The sequence below is a fragment of the Candidatus Thiodictyon syntrophicum genome (assembly GCF_002813775.1).
Classification (GTDB): Bacteria; Pseudomonadota; Gammaproteobacteria; order Chromatiales; family Chromatiaceae; genus Thiodictyon; species Thiodictyon syntrophicum.
Genome location: NZ_CP020370.1, coordinates 4,937,793 through 4,951,441, shown reverse-complemented (window position 1 = coordinate 4,951,441; position 13,649 = coordinate 4,937,793). Strand labels below are relative to the sequence as shown.

Below are 13,649 nucleotides of genomic sequence, written 5' to 3'. Positions count from 1 at the left end.
CGCCTTAACCTAATGGCAGTGACGCTCCTGCGGTCTTCCTTGGTGAGCTTGGCGCCTTGGCGTGATCATTCCTATTCTTCTTTGTGGCTTTGTGCCTTTGTGAGAGAATTCTTATCTTACTCTGGCTCCCACGCTCCAGCGTGGGAGCAAGTCCGGACGCTCCAGCGTCCCGCCTCGTTACGGGCCGCTGGAGCGGCCAGACGGCATTCCCACGCTGGAGCGTGGGAACGAGAAGGAAAAGGCGATGGCAGCGTGAAAATGCTGTTGTGCTCGCTCCCACGCTCCAGCGTGGGAGCAAGTCTGCGACGCTCCAGCGTCGCGTGATGACGCGGGACGCTGGAGCGTCCAAGACGGCATTCCCACGCTGGAGCGTGGGAACGAGAAAGCCCGCGTTTCCAATTGGGTACCAGTGAATGACATGAGCGCACCTGATCGGGACAGCCAGCAAATGTTGGACGCGTTGCGCAAGGTCGTGGCCGAGACCTTGGAGCGCAAACGCCGGCTGGGTCACTATGCGGTGGTATGGCGCGGTGATCGGCCTGTGTGCATCGGCCCCGATGCGCCGTCGGACTGTGATCAGCCGCGCAGCGAACCGGATCGGTCACCAGATGACGTGGCCGAATCGGGCGATCAATCTTTGATCCAGCGGAAAGCCGTGAATATTTCGTTTTCCGTCAATGACGATATTTTACTTTCATTGAAAGAAAACGCCGAGGAGTTCACGCAGGACGTTCGTTTTCTGTCAGCATTGATGTGGTATCGGAAAGATAGACTTTCACTGGGCAAAGCGGCGGAGCTGGCCGGCTACAACAAGTTGGATTTTATCGAGCGAATGAAGCTGGAGAACGAAGCCATTTTCGATTATAGAGACGATAAGATGGGCGAGATTCTTGCGGATGTCGCTAAATTGCCATGAAATTCGTTTGCGAACACGATTCCCGACGGACCACCGGGCGGTCCAGCCGAGTCGGCCCGCCATGCGTGATACTCGCGTTCCCAAGGTGACGGTTGGCGGTAGCGCCGCGCCGCCACTACGGCACAGTTTTTTCAGAAAAAATATTAACTTTTCCTGAAATTTATGCCCCTTAATAAAAATGCAACCGATTGATCAAAAAATTCTTTCTAGAATTTCTGGGCGCGGAAGGGGGTGGGCGTTCACAAAGACTGATTTTGTATCGGAGTTCGGTGAAACCAACATCCATCAGGCACTCTCCAGCCTGACCCGGGCGGGCAAGATCCGACGCGTCTGTCACGGTGTCTATGACTATCCCCGCTACAGCGAACTGCTCGGGCAGAACCTGAGTCCGGATATCGATGCGGTGGCTCAGGCGTTAGCGCGCAAGTTCAACTGGCGCATCCAGCCGTCCGGTGATGCAGCCCTAAATCTGCTGGGGCTTTCTACCCAAATCCCGGGGCGCTGGGTCTATCTTTCGGATGGTCCGAGCCGCCAATATGAGATCGGTAACCAAGCGCTGGTCTTCAGGAGATCGGTGTTGAAAGACGCCGGTTTCAAATATCGGGAGAGCGGCTTGTTGGTACAGTCGCTTAAGGCCTTGGGCAAAAATCGGGTCGATCCGGCAGTCATTGAGACGCTGCGTCAGCGGCTGGTCACGGTAAACTGCGAGCGTATCCTCAAGGATACCCGAACAGTGACTGGCTGGATTTATCAGGTCATCAAGCAGGTATGCGCGGAGCATGATTGATGGATAAGGTTGCTCGGTTTCCCCCTGATCAGCGTCGCGACCTCTTTTCCGAGACAGCGGCCAAAATGGGTATGACCCCAGCAGTGGCAGAAAAGGACTTTTGGGTAACCTGGATACTCGACCGGCTGTTTCGAGAGCCGAAACTTGCCCGTCTGCTGATGTTCAAGGGCGGCACCAGCCTTTCTAAAGTCTACCGATTGATCGAGCGATTCTCGGAAGATATTGACCTGATTCTCGATTGGCGAGTATTGAATGGGGAAGACCCGTTGGCCGTTCGCTCCAAGTCGAAGCAGGCAAAACTGAACGATGCGATCGATGTGGCGGCCCTGACCTATATCGGCGGCCCGTTCTTGGAGCTGGTCGCTGCGGCAATGGATGGAGTTTGCACCTGTCAAGTGGACGCCCATGATCCTCATGTGATCGCGGTTAATTATCCTGCCGCTTTTTCTGCCGCGTATCTACGCCCCGAGGTGCGGCTGGAAATAGGGCCGCTGGCCTCCTGGCTGCCTCATGAGGACCGAAAGATTGGCTGCTATGCCGCTGAGATGTTCCCCACAGTATTCGAGCGGAGAGAGTCTTCAGTCCGGGTGATCAAGGCGGAGCGAACTTTCTGGGAGAAGGCGACAATCCTGCATCATGAGGCGTATCGCCCAGAGGGAAGTCCGCAACCACCGCGCTACTCGCGCCACTATTACGACCTCGCCAAGATGGCCGGGGCGCCCGTCAAGGCGCTGGCACTGGCTGATACCGAGCTCTTGGCCAGTGTGGTGGCATTTAAGCAGCGCTTCTATCCTCGTGGTTGGGCACGCTATGAGTTGGCCAAACCGGGCAGTCTTCGGTTGGTGCCCTCGGGGACAGTTCGCGCCACAGTCGAGGCGGATTATCGGGCAATGGCGGAAATGATTTTTGGCGACAGGCCCGCGTTCGCTGACATCTTGACTATCCTGCACGGCCTCCAAGAAGAAATCAATCGGACCGCGACATGAGCAACATCGGCCAACCCGAACGCGCCACCCAGGACCGCGTCATCGCCCTGTTCCGCGACGAACTGGGCTATCGCCACCTGGGCGACTGGACCGAGCGCGCCGGCAACAGCAACATCGAGGAGGGTCTGCTCTCGGCCTGGCTGGCCAAGAGCGGCTACACGCAGGCCCAGATCGCCGTGGCCCTGCACCAGTTGCGGACCGAGGCGGGCAACCCCAACCGCACCCTCTACGGCAACAACCAGGCGGTCTACAAGCTGCTGCGCTACGGCGTGCCGGTGAAGACGGAGGCCGGCAAGGTCACTGAGACCGTCCACCTCATCGATTGGCACGCGCCCGAGAAGAACGACTTCGCCATCGCCGAGGAGGTGACGCTCAAAGGCAACCAGGAGCGGCGGCCGGACGGCGTGATCTATGTAAACGGCATCGCCATCGGGACCCTGGAGCTGAAGAACAGCCGGGTGTCCATTGGCGAAGGCATCCGGCAAGGCCTCTCGAATCAGCAGCCGGAGTTCAATGCCTGGTTCTACAGCACGGTGCAGTTCGTCTTTGCCGGCAACGACTCGGAGGGGCTGAAATACGGTGCCATCGGCACGCCGGAGACCTATTTCCTCCAGTGGAAAGAGGACGAGGCCGACGACAGCCGCTTCAAGCTCGACAAGTACCTGCTCAAACTGTGCGACAAGCACCGCCTGATCGAGTTGATGCACGACTTCGTGCTGTTCGACGGCGGCATCAAGAAGCTGCCCCGCGTGCACCAGTATTTCGGCATCGCGGCGGCCCAGCGGTACGTGCGCGAGATGATGGGAGGCATCATCTGGCATACCCAGGGCAGCGGCAAGAGCATCGTCATGGTGCTGCTTGCCCGCTGGATACTGGAGAACCTCCCCAACGCCCGTGTAGTCATCATCACCGACCGCGACGAGCTGGACAGCCAGATCGAGGGCGTCTTCACCGAGGCCGGCGAGACCATCTACCGCACCAGCAGCGGGCGTGACCTGATGCACCAGCTCGCCCAGGCCAAGCCGCGGCTATTGTGCTCCCTGATCCACAAGTTCGGCCGCCGGGATGTCGATGACTTCGACGCCTTCATCGCGGACCTGGAAGGTCGGCCGAGCCACACGGTGGGCGAGGTCTTCGTCTTCGTGGACGAGTGCCACCGTACCCAGAGCGGCAAGCTGAACCGGGTGATGAAGGCGATGATGCCCAACGCGGTGTTCATTGGTTTCACCGGCACGCCGCTGCTCAAGAAGGACAAGGCGACCAGCCTGGAGGTGTTCGGCGGCTATATCCATACCTACAAGTTCAGCGAGGCGGTGGCGGACGCCGTCGTCCTCGACCTCATCTACGAGGCGCGGGACATCGACCAGCGGCTCGGCTCCAAGGACAAGATCGATGCCTGGTTCGCGGCCAAGACGAAGGGCCTGAATGACTGGCAGAAGGAGGAGCTGAAACGGCAGTGGGTGACCATGCAGAGCGTACTCAGCTCCAAGTCACGCATGGACCGCGTGGTGAACGACATCCTCTTCGACTTCAGCGTGAAGCCGCGCCTGGCGAGCGAGCGCGGCAACGCCATCCTGGTCGCCTCCAGCATCTATGAGGCGTGCAAGTATTTCACCCTCTTTGCGAAGACGCCGCTCAAGGGCCGATGCGCGGTGGTCACCTCCTACAACCCGCAGGCGCAGGACGTGACCAAGGAGGAGACCGGCGCCAACACCGAGACCGACCGGCAGTTCATCTACAACACCTACACCGACCTGCTGAAGGTCGTCGACGCCAAGCCGGGCATGACGAAGACCGAGACCTATGAGGCCTGGGCCAAGGCGCTGTTCACGAGGGAGCCGGCCACAATGAAGCTGCTGGTGGTGGTGGATAAGCTCCTCACCGGCTTCGACGCGCCGCCCTGCACCTGGCTCTACATCGACAAGTCCATGCAGGACCACGCCCTGTTCCAGGCGATCTGCCGCACCAACCGGCTCGATGGCGACGACAAGGCATTCGGCTACATCGTCGACTACAAGGACCTCTTCAAGAAGCTGGAGAACGCTATCGCGGTCTATACCTCCGAGCTGGACCATAGCGCGGGCGGGTCGGACCCCGAGGTGCTGCTGCAGGACCGGCTCAAGAAGGGTAGGGAGCGCCTGGACGTTGCGCTCGAGGCCCTGGCGCTGCTGTGCGAGCCGGTGCAGCCCCCCAAGGGCGAGCTGGAGCACATCCACTACTTCTGCGGTAACACCGAGGTCCCGACGGCCCTCGAGGAACGCGAGCCGCAGCGGGTCGCGCTCTACAAAGCGACCGTCGCCCTGGTGCGCGCCTACGCCAACATCGCCGACGAACTGGAGGCCGCGGGCTACGGAGCGACCGACAGCGCCCGTGTCAAGCGCAGCCTCGACTACTATCTGAACCTCCGCGAGCTGATTCGCAAGGCCAGCGGCGAGAGCCTCGACCTCAAGCCGTACGAGGCCGACATGCGCCACCTGATCGACACCTACATCGAGGCCGACGAGCCGCGGACCATCTCGCCGTTCGACCAGCTTGGCCTTTTGGATCTGATCGTGAAGACCGGGATCGCCGAGGCCATCGCCACGCGGCTCGGCCGCATGAAGGGCAATAAGAACGCCATCGCGGAGACCATCGAGAACAACGTCCGCCGCAAGATCATCCAGGAACACCTGACCGACCCGGCCTTCTACGCGACCATGTCGGCGCAGTTGCAGGAGATCATCGAGCGGCGCAAGGCGCAGGCGATGGAGTATGAGGAGTACCTGGAGCGCATCGCCGAGCTGGCGCAGCGGGTGGCCGCCGGCCAGCCGCAGGATACGCCCGCGGCGCTGGATACCCCCGGCAAGCGCGCCCTCTACAACAACCTGAAGCCGGCAAGCAGAGGACCGGCCGCTGCTACGACCATCGACGAAGAGCCAGAGGTCTACGTCGCCTCCGGTGGTGCGGCCCTGGACCTGGCGCTCAAGATCGATGCGGTCGTCAGGACGGTCCGCCCCGATGGCTGGCGGGGTGTTCAGGCCCGTGAGTTGGTCATCAAGGCGGCGCTCTACGGCGTGTTGCAGGACGCGGCCGAGGTCGAGCGGATGTTTCTGATCATCAAGGCGCAGACCGAATACTGATGGCGGCCGAGTTTCACCTGGGCGACATTGCGGTGGAGGTCGTCTTCAAGGACATCAAGAACATCCATCTCAGTGTCTATCCGCCGGACGGCAAGGTCCGAATTGCCGCGCCGGCGCGCATGGACCTGGACACCCTGCGCATCTTCGCCGTCTCCAGGCTCGCCTGGATCAAGCAGCAACAGCGCCGGCTGCGCGAGCAGGCGCGCGAGACGCCGCGCGAGTTCCTCGACCGCGAGAGTCACTTCCTCTGGGGCACACGCTACCTGCTCAAGGTGATCGAGGAGGACGCCGCCCCGACCGTGGTGCTCACTCCCCGCTCCCTGGTGCTGCGGGTCCGGCCCGGGACCAGCGAGGAGAAGCGGCAGGCCATCATTGCCGCGTGGTATCGCCGGCAGCTCAAGGAGGCCGCGACGGGGCTGATCACCCGGTGGGAAGCCATCCTCGGGGTGCAGGTGGGAAGGGTTTTCATCCAGCGCATGAAGACGCGGTGGGGTAGCTGCAATCCCGACTCAGGTGCGATCCGGCTCAACGCCGAACTGGCCAAGAAGCCGGTGCAGTGCCTTGAATATATCGTGGCCCACGAGTTGGCGCACCTGCTGGAGCGGCATCACAATGAGCGGTTCAAGACGCTGCTGGACGACCACCTGCCGCAGTGGGCGCAGTACCGGGCGCTGTTGAACGGCCTGCCGCTGGCCCATGAGGCGTGGGGGTCCCGTCCGCGGGCGGCACGGCGCGCACCCGGGCCGCGGCCGCCGCGATGACGACGATGAAATACCTCTCAGCCTATCCCGCGCCGCTGGTCGCCCAGGTGCGCCGACTCATGGACGGGGGCCAACTCGCCCCGCTGCTGGTAAAGCGGTATCCGACGGTGCACGCGGTTCGCACCGATGCGGCGCTGTACGCCTATGTCGGCGAACTCAAGGCGGCCTTCATGCGCAAGGCGGATCCGCTGTCGCGGGTGAGTTACGACAACCGGCTGCATGTGGTTCGGCACGCGCTCGGGACCCACACCACGATCTCGCGGGTACAGGGCACGAGGCTCAAGGCCAAACGGGAAATACGTATCGCCGGCCTGTTCCGCGACCTGCCGACGGAGTTTTTACGCATGATCGTCGTGCACGAACTCGCTCACCTGAAGGAGCGCGAGCACGACCGGGCCTTCTACCAGCTCTGTGCGCACCTGGAGCCGAACTACGGTCAGTACGAATTCGACCTGCGGGCCTACCTGTGCCACCTGGAGGCGGGCGGCGCGACGCTGTGGTCCGTACCGCGACCGGGCCTCGCCGGGGCGGCGGACGCGGGTCGCGCCTGAGAGATCGCTGCGGCCAGGTTTCGGTTGGCGCCATGGTGCGCACGGCGCACCCTACGGTCGTGGTGCGGTCAATGGTCCGAGCAGTTCCAGCGTGCGGTACCAGTCGCCGATGATCGCGGTAAGACCTGAATTCAGAGTGCGATGATTACGCTGGTCCGGCAATTTTCGGAAAGTCCATCAGTGGTCGCAGTCACAACGCAGATCGCCCTGCCAGGGGTCCTGTTCCTCGCGGCGACGGGCCGCGGCGGCCAGGATGTGCAGCCGCAGGTCATCGGCGGCGCCGCTCCAGGCGGCGATTTCATCGAGCGTGCGAAAGCAGCCCAGACACAGGCCGGCGGCGGGGTCCAGCCGGCAGACGTCGATGCATGGGGAACTGACCACGGCGCGCGGCTGGCCGCGGGGTTGCGGGTCACTCATGGTGTGCCGGCCGGGGTCGGAGTCTGGGTTACGACAAGAACTGCTGGCGCAGCCGGGCCTGCATCTTCTTGGCCTGCTTGAAGGCCTCTTTGAGCATCAGGCGATGCAGTTCATTGAGGTCGTCCGGGTCGACGCGGTTGACGGCGTCCAGGTCGGTGGTCTGGAGCTGTTGGTTGATGCGGAAGCGTTGGATGAGATGAAAGGCCTCGATCTCGACCGCGGTGTCGGCGCTGCCGCGTCCCAGGCAGGCGCCGACGGCGCGCAGGCGCTCGGCGGTGTTGGTCGCCCAGACACCGTGCTTGAGCGCCCAGACGCGGGCCGGGTCGACAAAGAGGCGGGCGCCCTGGAGCTTGAGGTCGATGGTGTGGGGGAAGTCGCGGTTGCGGTCGTAGCTGAATTGGCCGGCCCAGCCGACCGGGGGCGGGACGTTGACGGCCTGTTGCGCCAGGTGGTGCAGGAAGCGGACCTCGCTGCCGGTCTGCGCCAGCAGCCAGGCGCGCAGCCGGTCGGCGGCCTCGAAGCTGCCGTAGAGCGGGCGGAAATCGAAGAAGATGGCGCCGTTGAGCACGGCCTGGGGGTCGGGCTCGGCCAGCCAGTCGGCGAAGCGCCGCCGCCACTCCCCTTCGCTCAGGCACCAGCTCGGGTTGCCGGCCATGATGTTGCCGCGACAGCGCTCGAACCCGCAGTGGTGCAGGGCCTGGTTGACCGCCTGGGCGAAGGGCAGGAAGGCGGCGCGCAGGCTCTCGGTGGCGGCGGGCTCCGGCGGGACGAAGATGAGCCCGTTGTCCTGGTCGGTGGCGAAGGTCTGTTCCAGCCGGCCCTCGGAGCCGAAGACCAGCCAGCACCAGGGGACGGCCGGGAGGTCGACCTCGTCCTCCATGATCTCGATGACCCGCATGGCGATCAGGTCATGGAGCCCGGAGACCCACTGACACAGCGCCTCCACTCCCATGCCGGAGCGGAACAGCTCGGCGCCGCGTTTGCGCACCTGATCCGCGGCCAGGGTCATGGCGGGCAGGTCGCGGGCAGTGCCGATGGACTCGATCAGGGCCTCGGCCCCGCCGGCGCGCAGCCCCAGCAGGTCCGCCTGGCCGACCAGGCCGAAGAGCCGCCCGTCGCCTTCGATGAGCAGCAGGTGTTTGGCCCCGCGCCTGGTCATCAGGACCTTGGCCCGGTGGGCGGGGGAGTCCGCGGCGATGGTCAGCGGTGCGCCGATCATGTGGGCGGCCACCGGGTCGTCGAGTCCGCCCCCCTCGAAGCTGATGACGTGCAACATCTCGCGCAGGGTGACGAGCCCCAGCGGCAGGCCGGTGGCCGGGTCGGCGATCACCGCCGCGTCCTCCTGGCGCTGGCTGATCTGGTAGAGGGTGTCGCGCAGCGTCGCCTCGGGCGGGACCACCGGCGGGCGGCGGCGGGCCAGCGTGCGCAGGAGCGCCTGATCCGCACCCCCGGTCTGCTCCATGCCCATGTTGAGTTGGGACTCGTCCAGGCCCTGAGTGGGCGAAAAGTCGTTGGTGTCGCTCATGGCTCAGTTTCCGGTCGGCGCGGTCGCGGCGTCGGCACTCAACAGCCTGCGCACATTGGCGATCAGATCGTGGGTGGAGAAGGGCTTGGGCATGTAGGCATCGGCCCCGAGCAGCAGGCCCTTCTTCTGCTCGGCCTCGCGCCCCTTGGCGGTGAGCATCAGGATGCGGGTGGCGGCCAGTTGCGGGTCCCCCCGGACCGCCTGCAGGACCGCGTAGCCGTCGAGCTTGGGCATCATCACGTCCAGTATCACGAGATCCGGGCGCGCGGCGCGGATGGCGGCCAGGCCCTCCTCGCCGTCGCGTGCCACGGTGACCGTGAAGCCCTCCCGTTTCAAGAGAAATTCCAGTGAGATGACGATGTTGGGTTCGTCATCGACGATCAGGACATGGTGGCTCATGGTGGACTCTCACTCTGATTCGCGTTCATTCGCGTGGTGCACGGGTTCATTGTTCTTCTTCGCCGTGCCGGGCGGCGGTGTCAGCGAGTGCGGGCAGCTCGAAGCATAGGGTAGCACCCGCGGGCGTGCCGGCCTCGGCCCAGATCCGGCCGCCGAAATTCTCCACGATCTGGCGGCTGATGGGCAGCCCGAGACCGGTGCCGACGGGCTTCTCGCCGCCGTCGGCGGCCTGGCGAAACTTCTCGAACACCAACTCCAGGTCCGCCGCCGGGATGCCGCGCCCGTTGTCCGCGACGCATACCCGCAGCCAGTCTCCCCGCCGCCGCAGTCGCACCTGCACCAGTCCGCCCGCCGGCGGGACGAACTTGGCGGCGTTGGAGAGCAGGTTGACCAGGACCTGCACCAGCCGGTCCCGGTCGGCCAGGACCAGGGGCGCGGGCGGCGGGTCCCCGTCGACCTCGAAGGCGACGGCGACTTGCGCCCCGCGCCCCTGGATCAACTGACCGGTCGCGGCCACCGATTGCTCGATCACCTCCCGCAGATCGACCGGCTCGATCAGCCAGTCGGCGTGGCCCGATTCGATCTTGGCGAGATCCAGGACCTGATTGACCAGTCGCGAGAGGCGTTCGGTCTCGCTCACCAGGATGCCGAGGAAGCGCTTGCGCTCGCCGACCTCGATCTCCGGGTCGTCGAACAGGATCTCGGAGAAGGCGCGGATCGCGGCCAGCGGGGTGCGCAACTCGTGGGTGACGGAGGACATGAAGTCGTCCTTGAGCCGATCCAACTCCTGGAGCCGCTCGTTGGCGGCGCGCAGCTCCGCGCTGGCCGCCTCCAGTTCCCGGGACTTCTGTTCCAGTTCCAGGCTGTAGGCGCGGACCTGGGAGGCCTCGTCCAGGATGTCCAGGACCTCGTCGACCCCCAGGGCCTCCTCCTCGGTCACGGCGGCGACCATGACCCGGGCGGAGGCCCCGCCGATGGCCCCCGATAGCAGGGTCTCGGCGAAATCGACCGTCTGGGCGTCCGCCGGGAGGCTCTCCGGGGTCGTGATCCCGCGTGAGGCGGCATAACCGCTGAAGGCGCGCCGGGTGCGCTCGGTCCCCAGGAAGCGCTCGGCCAGGGTGCGCAGTTCCGCGACCTCGGCACTGCCGCGCCACAGGGGCAGGCTGGTGCGCCGGCCGTGCTTGAGTGCGTCCACATAGGCGCTCGCCTGGGTGGCCTCTACCGCGTTGGGCGCGCGCAGCGAGGAGACCACCAGGAAGGCGCCGATGTTGGCGGACAGACTCCAGAACAGGCAGTGGGTCACCTCGTTCCAGTGGGCGAGCCCGAAGAGACTCTGGGGCTTGAGGATGTCGATACCGAAGGCCCCGGACTCGATGAACGCGGACGGCAGCCAGCCAGAGCGGGCGAAGGAGGGCAGCAGCAGGGTGTAGAGCCACACCAGGAAGCCGGCCGAGAGTCCGGCCAGGGCGCCCTCCCGGGTGCCGCCGCGCCAGTAGAGCGCGGCGAAGACCACCGGCGCGAACTGGGCGACCGCGGCGAAGCTGATGAGCCCGATGCCCACCAGGGCATAGGCCTCCCCCGCCAGCCGGTAATAGAGCCAGCCGAGCATCAGGATGAGCAGGATGGCGGCGCGGCGGATGATGAGCAGCAGGCGGCCCAGGTCCATGCTCTCGGGGCGCTGGTGCCAGCGGCGCAGCAGCACCGGCAGCACCAGGTCGTTGCTGACCATGGTGGTCAGGGCAATGACCTCCACGATCACCATTCCGGTGGCCGCCGAAAGTCCGCCGATGAAGACCGCCAACGCGAGCCACGGGTGGCCGAAGGCCATCGGCAGGGTGAGGACGAAGGTGTCCGGGTCCACCTGGCCGTCAGGGAAAACCAGGAGCCCGGCCATCGCGATCGGGATCACGAACAGGTTGATCAGGAACAGATAGAGCGGAAAGAGCCAGATCGCCCGCCGGATCTGGCGCTCGTCGCTGTTCTCCACCACCGCCACCTGGAACTGGCGCGGCAGCAGCATCACCGCCAGCGCGGCCAGGAGCGAGATGGCGAACCAGTCAGTGGGTGAGCGGATCGCCGGGTCCAGCAGCGGGGCCAGGTGCGGGTCGCCGCCGGCCGGGGGCAGCAGCGGGGCGCCGAGGGTCCCGTCGAAACCCAGGAGCCCCAGGGTCACCCAGAGCCCCACCGCCATGAAGGCGACGAGCTTGACGATGGACTCGAAGGCCACCGCTGCCACCATCCCCTCGTGGCGCTCGCTGGCGTCCAGGTGGCGGGTGCCGAAGAGGATGGTGAAGGCGGCGAGCAGCAGGGCGACGATGAAGCCGGTGTCCTGCCAAAAGGGCAGGTCTTGGGCCTGGGGCATCCGCACCTGGGGGTAGTGCACCAGGATGGTAAAGCTCCAGGCGATGGCCTTGAGCTGCAGCGCGATATAGGGCACCACCCCGAACACCGCGATGACCGTCACCAGGCCGCCGAGCAACTGGCTCATGCCGTAGCGCGAGGCGATGAAGTCCGCAATCGAGGTGATGCGCTCCGCCTTGCTCACCCGCACCATCTTCACCAGCACCGAGCCCCACAGGAGCGCGATCAGGGTCGGACCCACATAGATGGCGAGGAAGCCCAGGCCCGCGCCGGTGGCGCGCCCGACGCTGCCGTAGAAGGTCCAGGCGGTACAGTAGACGGCGAGCGAGAGGGCGTAGACGGTCGGATTGCCGATCACCGAGCGGCCCTGGTCGGCCCGCCGGTCGGCCCAAAAGGCGAGCGCGAAGAGCAGGCCCAGATAGACGCAGGCGACGCCGATGATGAGCGGCCCGGTGATCACGAGCGCCTCACCCGCGGCGGGCGGGTTCAATCCCGGCCCCGCGAGCAGGTCCAGGCGGCGGCCGCGATCACCAGTGCCCAGACGCCGAAGAGATAGAGATCGAGCGCGGGGATGCCGTGCAGGTCGGGCAGCGACTCGAAGCGGCCCGGCAGCGGCGAGAAGAAGGCGAACAGGGCCGCCAGGAACAGGGCCAGCAGGCGTTGTCGCAGCAGGGTGGCGCGGGGCATGGCGGGGCCCGGTGGGTGGTGGTGGTCGGGAGTATAGGGGGGCCGCGGCTGGGAGGGAAAGCGTCCGGCGCCGATGGGTGCGATCAGAACTGATGTGGCGACCGAGGTCCCGGGTACGCTGTCGTTGTCGTTGTCGTTGTCGTTGTCGTGATCGTTGTCGTAATCGAACAATCCGACAACGACAACGACAACGACAACGACGCCCCGTCCGTGGGAACGTCCGGTCGCTGTCGAATACGCATCGCGTACCTGGCTCCGGCGGTCGCCGCAGCTCGGCGGGTACGCGATGCGTACCCTACGAGATAGGTGTTAACACATCAGTTCTGATCGCACCCGGCGCCGAACCGGGTCCGCTGACCCGGCCGGGGCTGGTCCTGCGCGCTAGCCGGCGGCCGGCGGCTGGTCCTTGCAGGTGTTGATGTCGCCGACCAGGTAGGCCGGGCAAAAGCGAAACCAGGCGGTCGCGAGCAGCGCCAGGGCGATCAGCGCCGAGATCCAGCTTTGGAAGCCGCTGTTGTAGAAGCCGATCAGGAGGAAGATGGCGACGATCACGCGGATCACGCGATCCTTCTGGCCAACGTTGACCTTCATGATCTTTTTGATGTCGAATTTCATGGCGATTATTCCGGTTGAGGGTGACGGGGCCGGGGTCCTGAGATGGCCGAGGTCCGTTGCGTGCCCGCCGCCGGGCGCCGTGATCCATCCGGCGCGCGGCGGCGGGCGCTCCCGGGCCTACTTGCCGGCCGGGGCCTCGCCCTTGTTGGTCTTGAAGTCGATCAGGGTATAGACCGGGCAGGTGCGCAGATAGGCGGTGAGGATCAGCAGGACGCCGATCACACCGACGGTCCGGCTATGGTGGACGAAGCCGACCAGGATCAGACCGAACCCGAGGAGGAAGCGGATCGCGCGATCGGAATCGCCGACGTTGGCCTTACGGAAATCGAAGCTCATCAGGGATTACTCCAGTTGGTAACGGTGGGCTGCCATCCCGCTGCCGGTGCAGGCCGCGGCGGCGGCAGTCAGCAGCCGGGTCGGTCGGTACCGACACCCGGCCGCGGTCCTTCCCGGGCGCGGGATCGCGCCCTGGAAGCCGTGCCATACTAGGGGTAATACCGCCGCGTCGTCAAAGCGAAAAAACGA

General features: G+C 65.1%; 13 protein-coding genes. 6 read left to right on the top strand and 7 right to left on the bottom strand.

Going from position 1 to position 13,649, the window contains the following annotated elements; all coding sequences use genetic code 11:
- The first annotated feature begins 418 nt into the window (after positions 1-418).
- The 6 genes from THSYN_RS36075 to THSYN_RS20905 all read left to right on the top strand — a co-directional run bounded on the left by THSYN_RS36075 (position 419) and on the right by THSYN_RS20905 (position 7,120).
- Positions 419-916, top strand: coding sequence for a UPF0175 family protein (locus THSYN_RS36075; RefSeq protein WP_236848637.1), 498 nt, complete (start codon positions 419-421; stop codon positions 914-916).
- Positions 917-1,094: 178 nt separating this feature from the next.
- Positions 1,095-1,703: a DUF6088 family protein gene (locus THSYN_RS20925; protein ID WP_100920833.1), complete on the top strand. Its 609-nt coding sequence runs from the start codon at positions 1,095-1,097 to the stop codon at positions 1,701-1,703.
- The gene (locus THSYN_RS20920; RefSeq protein ID WP_100920832.1) at positions 1,703-2,689 is read left to right on the top strand and encodes a nucleotidyl transferase AbiEii/AbiGii toxin family protein; all 987 of its coding nucleotides are present in this window, start codon (positions 1,703-1,705) and stop codon (positions 2,687-2,689) included. The genes THSYN_RS20925 and THSYN_RS20920 overlap by 1 nt, the downstream gene beginning before the upstream one ends.
- Positions 2,686-5,808 (top strand): type I restriction endonuclease subunit R, encoded by a 3,123-nt coding sequence (locus THSYN_RS20915; protein ID WP_100920831.1) that lies wholly within the window; start codon positions 2,686-2,688, stop codon positions 5,806-5,808. The genes THSYN_RS20920 and THSYN_RS20915 overlap by 4 nt, the downstream gene beginning before the upstream one ends.
- Positions 5,808-6,569 carry a M48 family metallopeptidase gene (locus THSYN_RS20910; RefSeq protein ID WP_100920830.1) on the top strand — a complete coding sequence of 254 codons (762 nt, stop codon included), beginning with the start codon at positions 5,808-5,810 and terminating at the stop codon, positions 6,567-6,569. Before THSYN_RS20915 ends, THSYN_RS20910 begins: the two co-directional genes overlap by 1 nt.
- Before the next feature lie 5 nt (positions 6,570-6,574).
- A complete protein-coding gene (locus THSYN_RS20905) occupies positions 6,575-7,120 on the top strand; it encodes a M48 metallopeptidase family protein (RefSeq protein WP_100922524.1) in 546 nt (181 codons plus the stop codon).
- Positions 7,121-7,297: 177 nt separating this feature from the next.
- On the opposite strand, the gene THSYN_RS20900 is transcribed toward THSYN_RS20905, so the two are convergent.
- From THSYN_RS20900 to THSYN_RS20870, 7 genes are all read right to left on the bottom strand, one after another.
- Complete coding sequence (locus THSYN_RS20900) at positions 7,298-7,537, bottom strand: DUF1289 domain-containing protein (protein ID WP_100920829.1); 240 nt, start codon at positions 7,535-7,537, stop codon at positions 7,298-7,300.
- Between the two features lie 28 nt (positions 7,538-7,565).
- Positions 7,566-9,062: a DUF294 nucleotidyltransferase-like domain-containing protein gene (locus THSYN_RS20895; RefSeq protein WP_100920828.1), complete on the bottom strand. Its 1,497-nt coding sequence runs from the start codon at positions 9,060-9,062 to the stop codon at positions 7,566-7,568.
- Positions 9,063-9,065: 3 nt separating this feature from the next.
- A complete protein-coding gene (locus THSYN_RS20890) occupies positions 9,066-9,461 on the bottom strand; it encodes a response regulator transcription factor (protein WP_100920827.1) in 396 nt (131 codons plus the stop codon).
- Between the two features lie 46 nt (positions 9,462-9,507).
- Positions 9,508-12,282, bottom strand: coding sequence for a sensor histidine kinase (locus THSYN_RS20885; protein WP_100922523.1), 2,775 nt, complete (start codon positions 12,280-12,282; stop codon positions 9,508-9,510).
- A gap of 26 nt (positions 12,283-12,308) precedes the next feature.
- Positions 12,309-12,680 carry a hypothetical protein gene (locus tag THSYN_RS36070; protein WP_236848635.1) on the bottom strand — a complete coding sequence of 124 codons (372 nt, stop codon included), beginning with the start codon at positions 12,678-12,680 and terminating at the stop codon, positions 12,309-12,311.
- Between the two features lie 210 nt (positions 12,681-12,890).
- Positions 12,891-13,124, bottom strand: coding sequence for a YgaP family membrane protein (locus tag THSYN_RS20875; RefSeq protein WP_100920826.1), 234 nt, complete (start codon positions 13,122-13,124; stop codon positions 12,891-12,893).
- Between the two features lie 117 nt (positions 13,125-13,241).
- Positions 13,242-13,460: a YgaP family membrane protein gene (locus THSYN_RS20870; RefSeq protein WP_100920825.1), complete on the bottom strand. Its 219-nt coding sequence runs from the start codon at positions 13,458-13,460 to the stop codon at positions 13,242-13,244.
- Between the last annotated feature and the right edge of the window lie 189 nt (positions 13,461-13,649).

Excerpts from the sequence above, each read along its gene's own strand:
- THSYN_RS36075 (WP_236848637.1), top strand. The coding sequence starts at position 419 with ATGAGCGCACCTGATCGGGACAGCCAGCAAATGTTGGACGCGTTGCGC.
- THSYN_RS20925 (WP_100920833.1), top strand. The coding sequence starts at position 1,095 with ATGCAACCGATTGATCAAAAAATTCTTTCTAGAATTTCTGGGCGCGGA.
- THSYN_RS20920 (WP_100920832.1), top strand. The coding sequence starts at position 1,703 with ATGGATAAGGTTGCTCGGTTTCCCCCTGATCAGCGTCGCGACCTCTTT.
- THSYN_RS20915 (WP_100920831.1), top strand. The coding sequence starts at position 2,686 with ATGAGCAACATCGGCCAACCCGAACGCGCCACCCAGGACCGCGTCATC.
- THSYN_RS20910 (WP_100920830.1), top strand. The coding sequence starts at position 5,808 with ATGGCGGCCGAGTTTCACCTGGGCGACATTGCGGTGGAGGTCGTCTTC.
- THSYN_RS20905 (WP_100922524.1), top strand. The coding sequence starts at position 6,575 with ATGAAATACCTCTCAGCCTATCCCGCGCCGCTGGTCGCCCAGGTGCGC.
- THSYN_RS20900 (WP_100920829.1), bottom strand. The coding sequence starts at position 7,537 with ATGAGTGACCCGCAACCCCGCGGCCAGCCGCGCGCCGTGGTCAGTTCC.
- THSYN_RS20895 (WP_100920828.1), bottom strand. The coding sequence starts at position 9,062 with ATGAGCGACACCAACGACTTTTCGCCCACTCAGGGCCTGGACGAGTCC.
- THSYN_RS20890 (WP_100920827.1), bottom strand. The coding sequence starts at position 9,461 with ATGAGCCACCATGTCCTGATCGTCGATGACGAACCCAACATCGTCATC.
- THSYN_RS20875 (WP_100920826.1), bottom strand. The coding sequence starts at position 13,124 with ATGAAATTCGACATCAAAAAGATCATGAAGGTCAACGTTGGCCAGAAG.
- THSYN_RS20870 (WP_100920825.1), bottom strand. The coding sequence starts at position 13,460 with ATGAGCTTCGATTTCCGTAAGGCCAACGTCGGCGATTCCGATCGCGCG.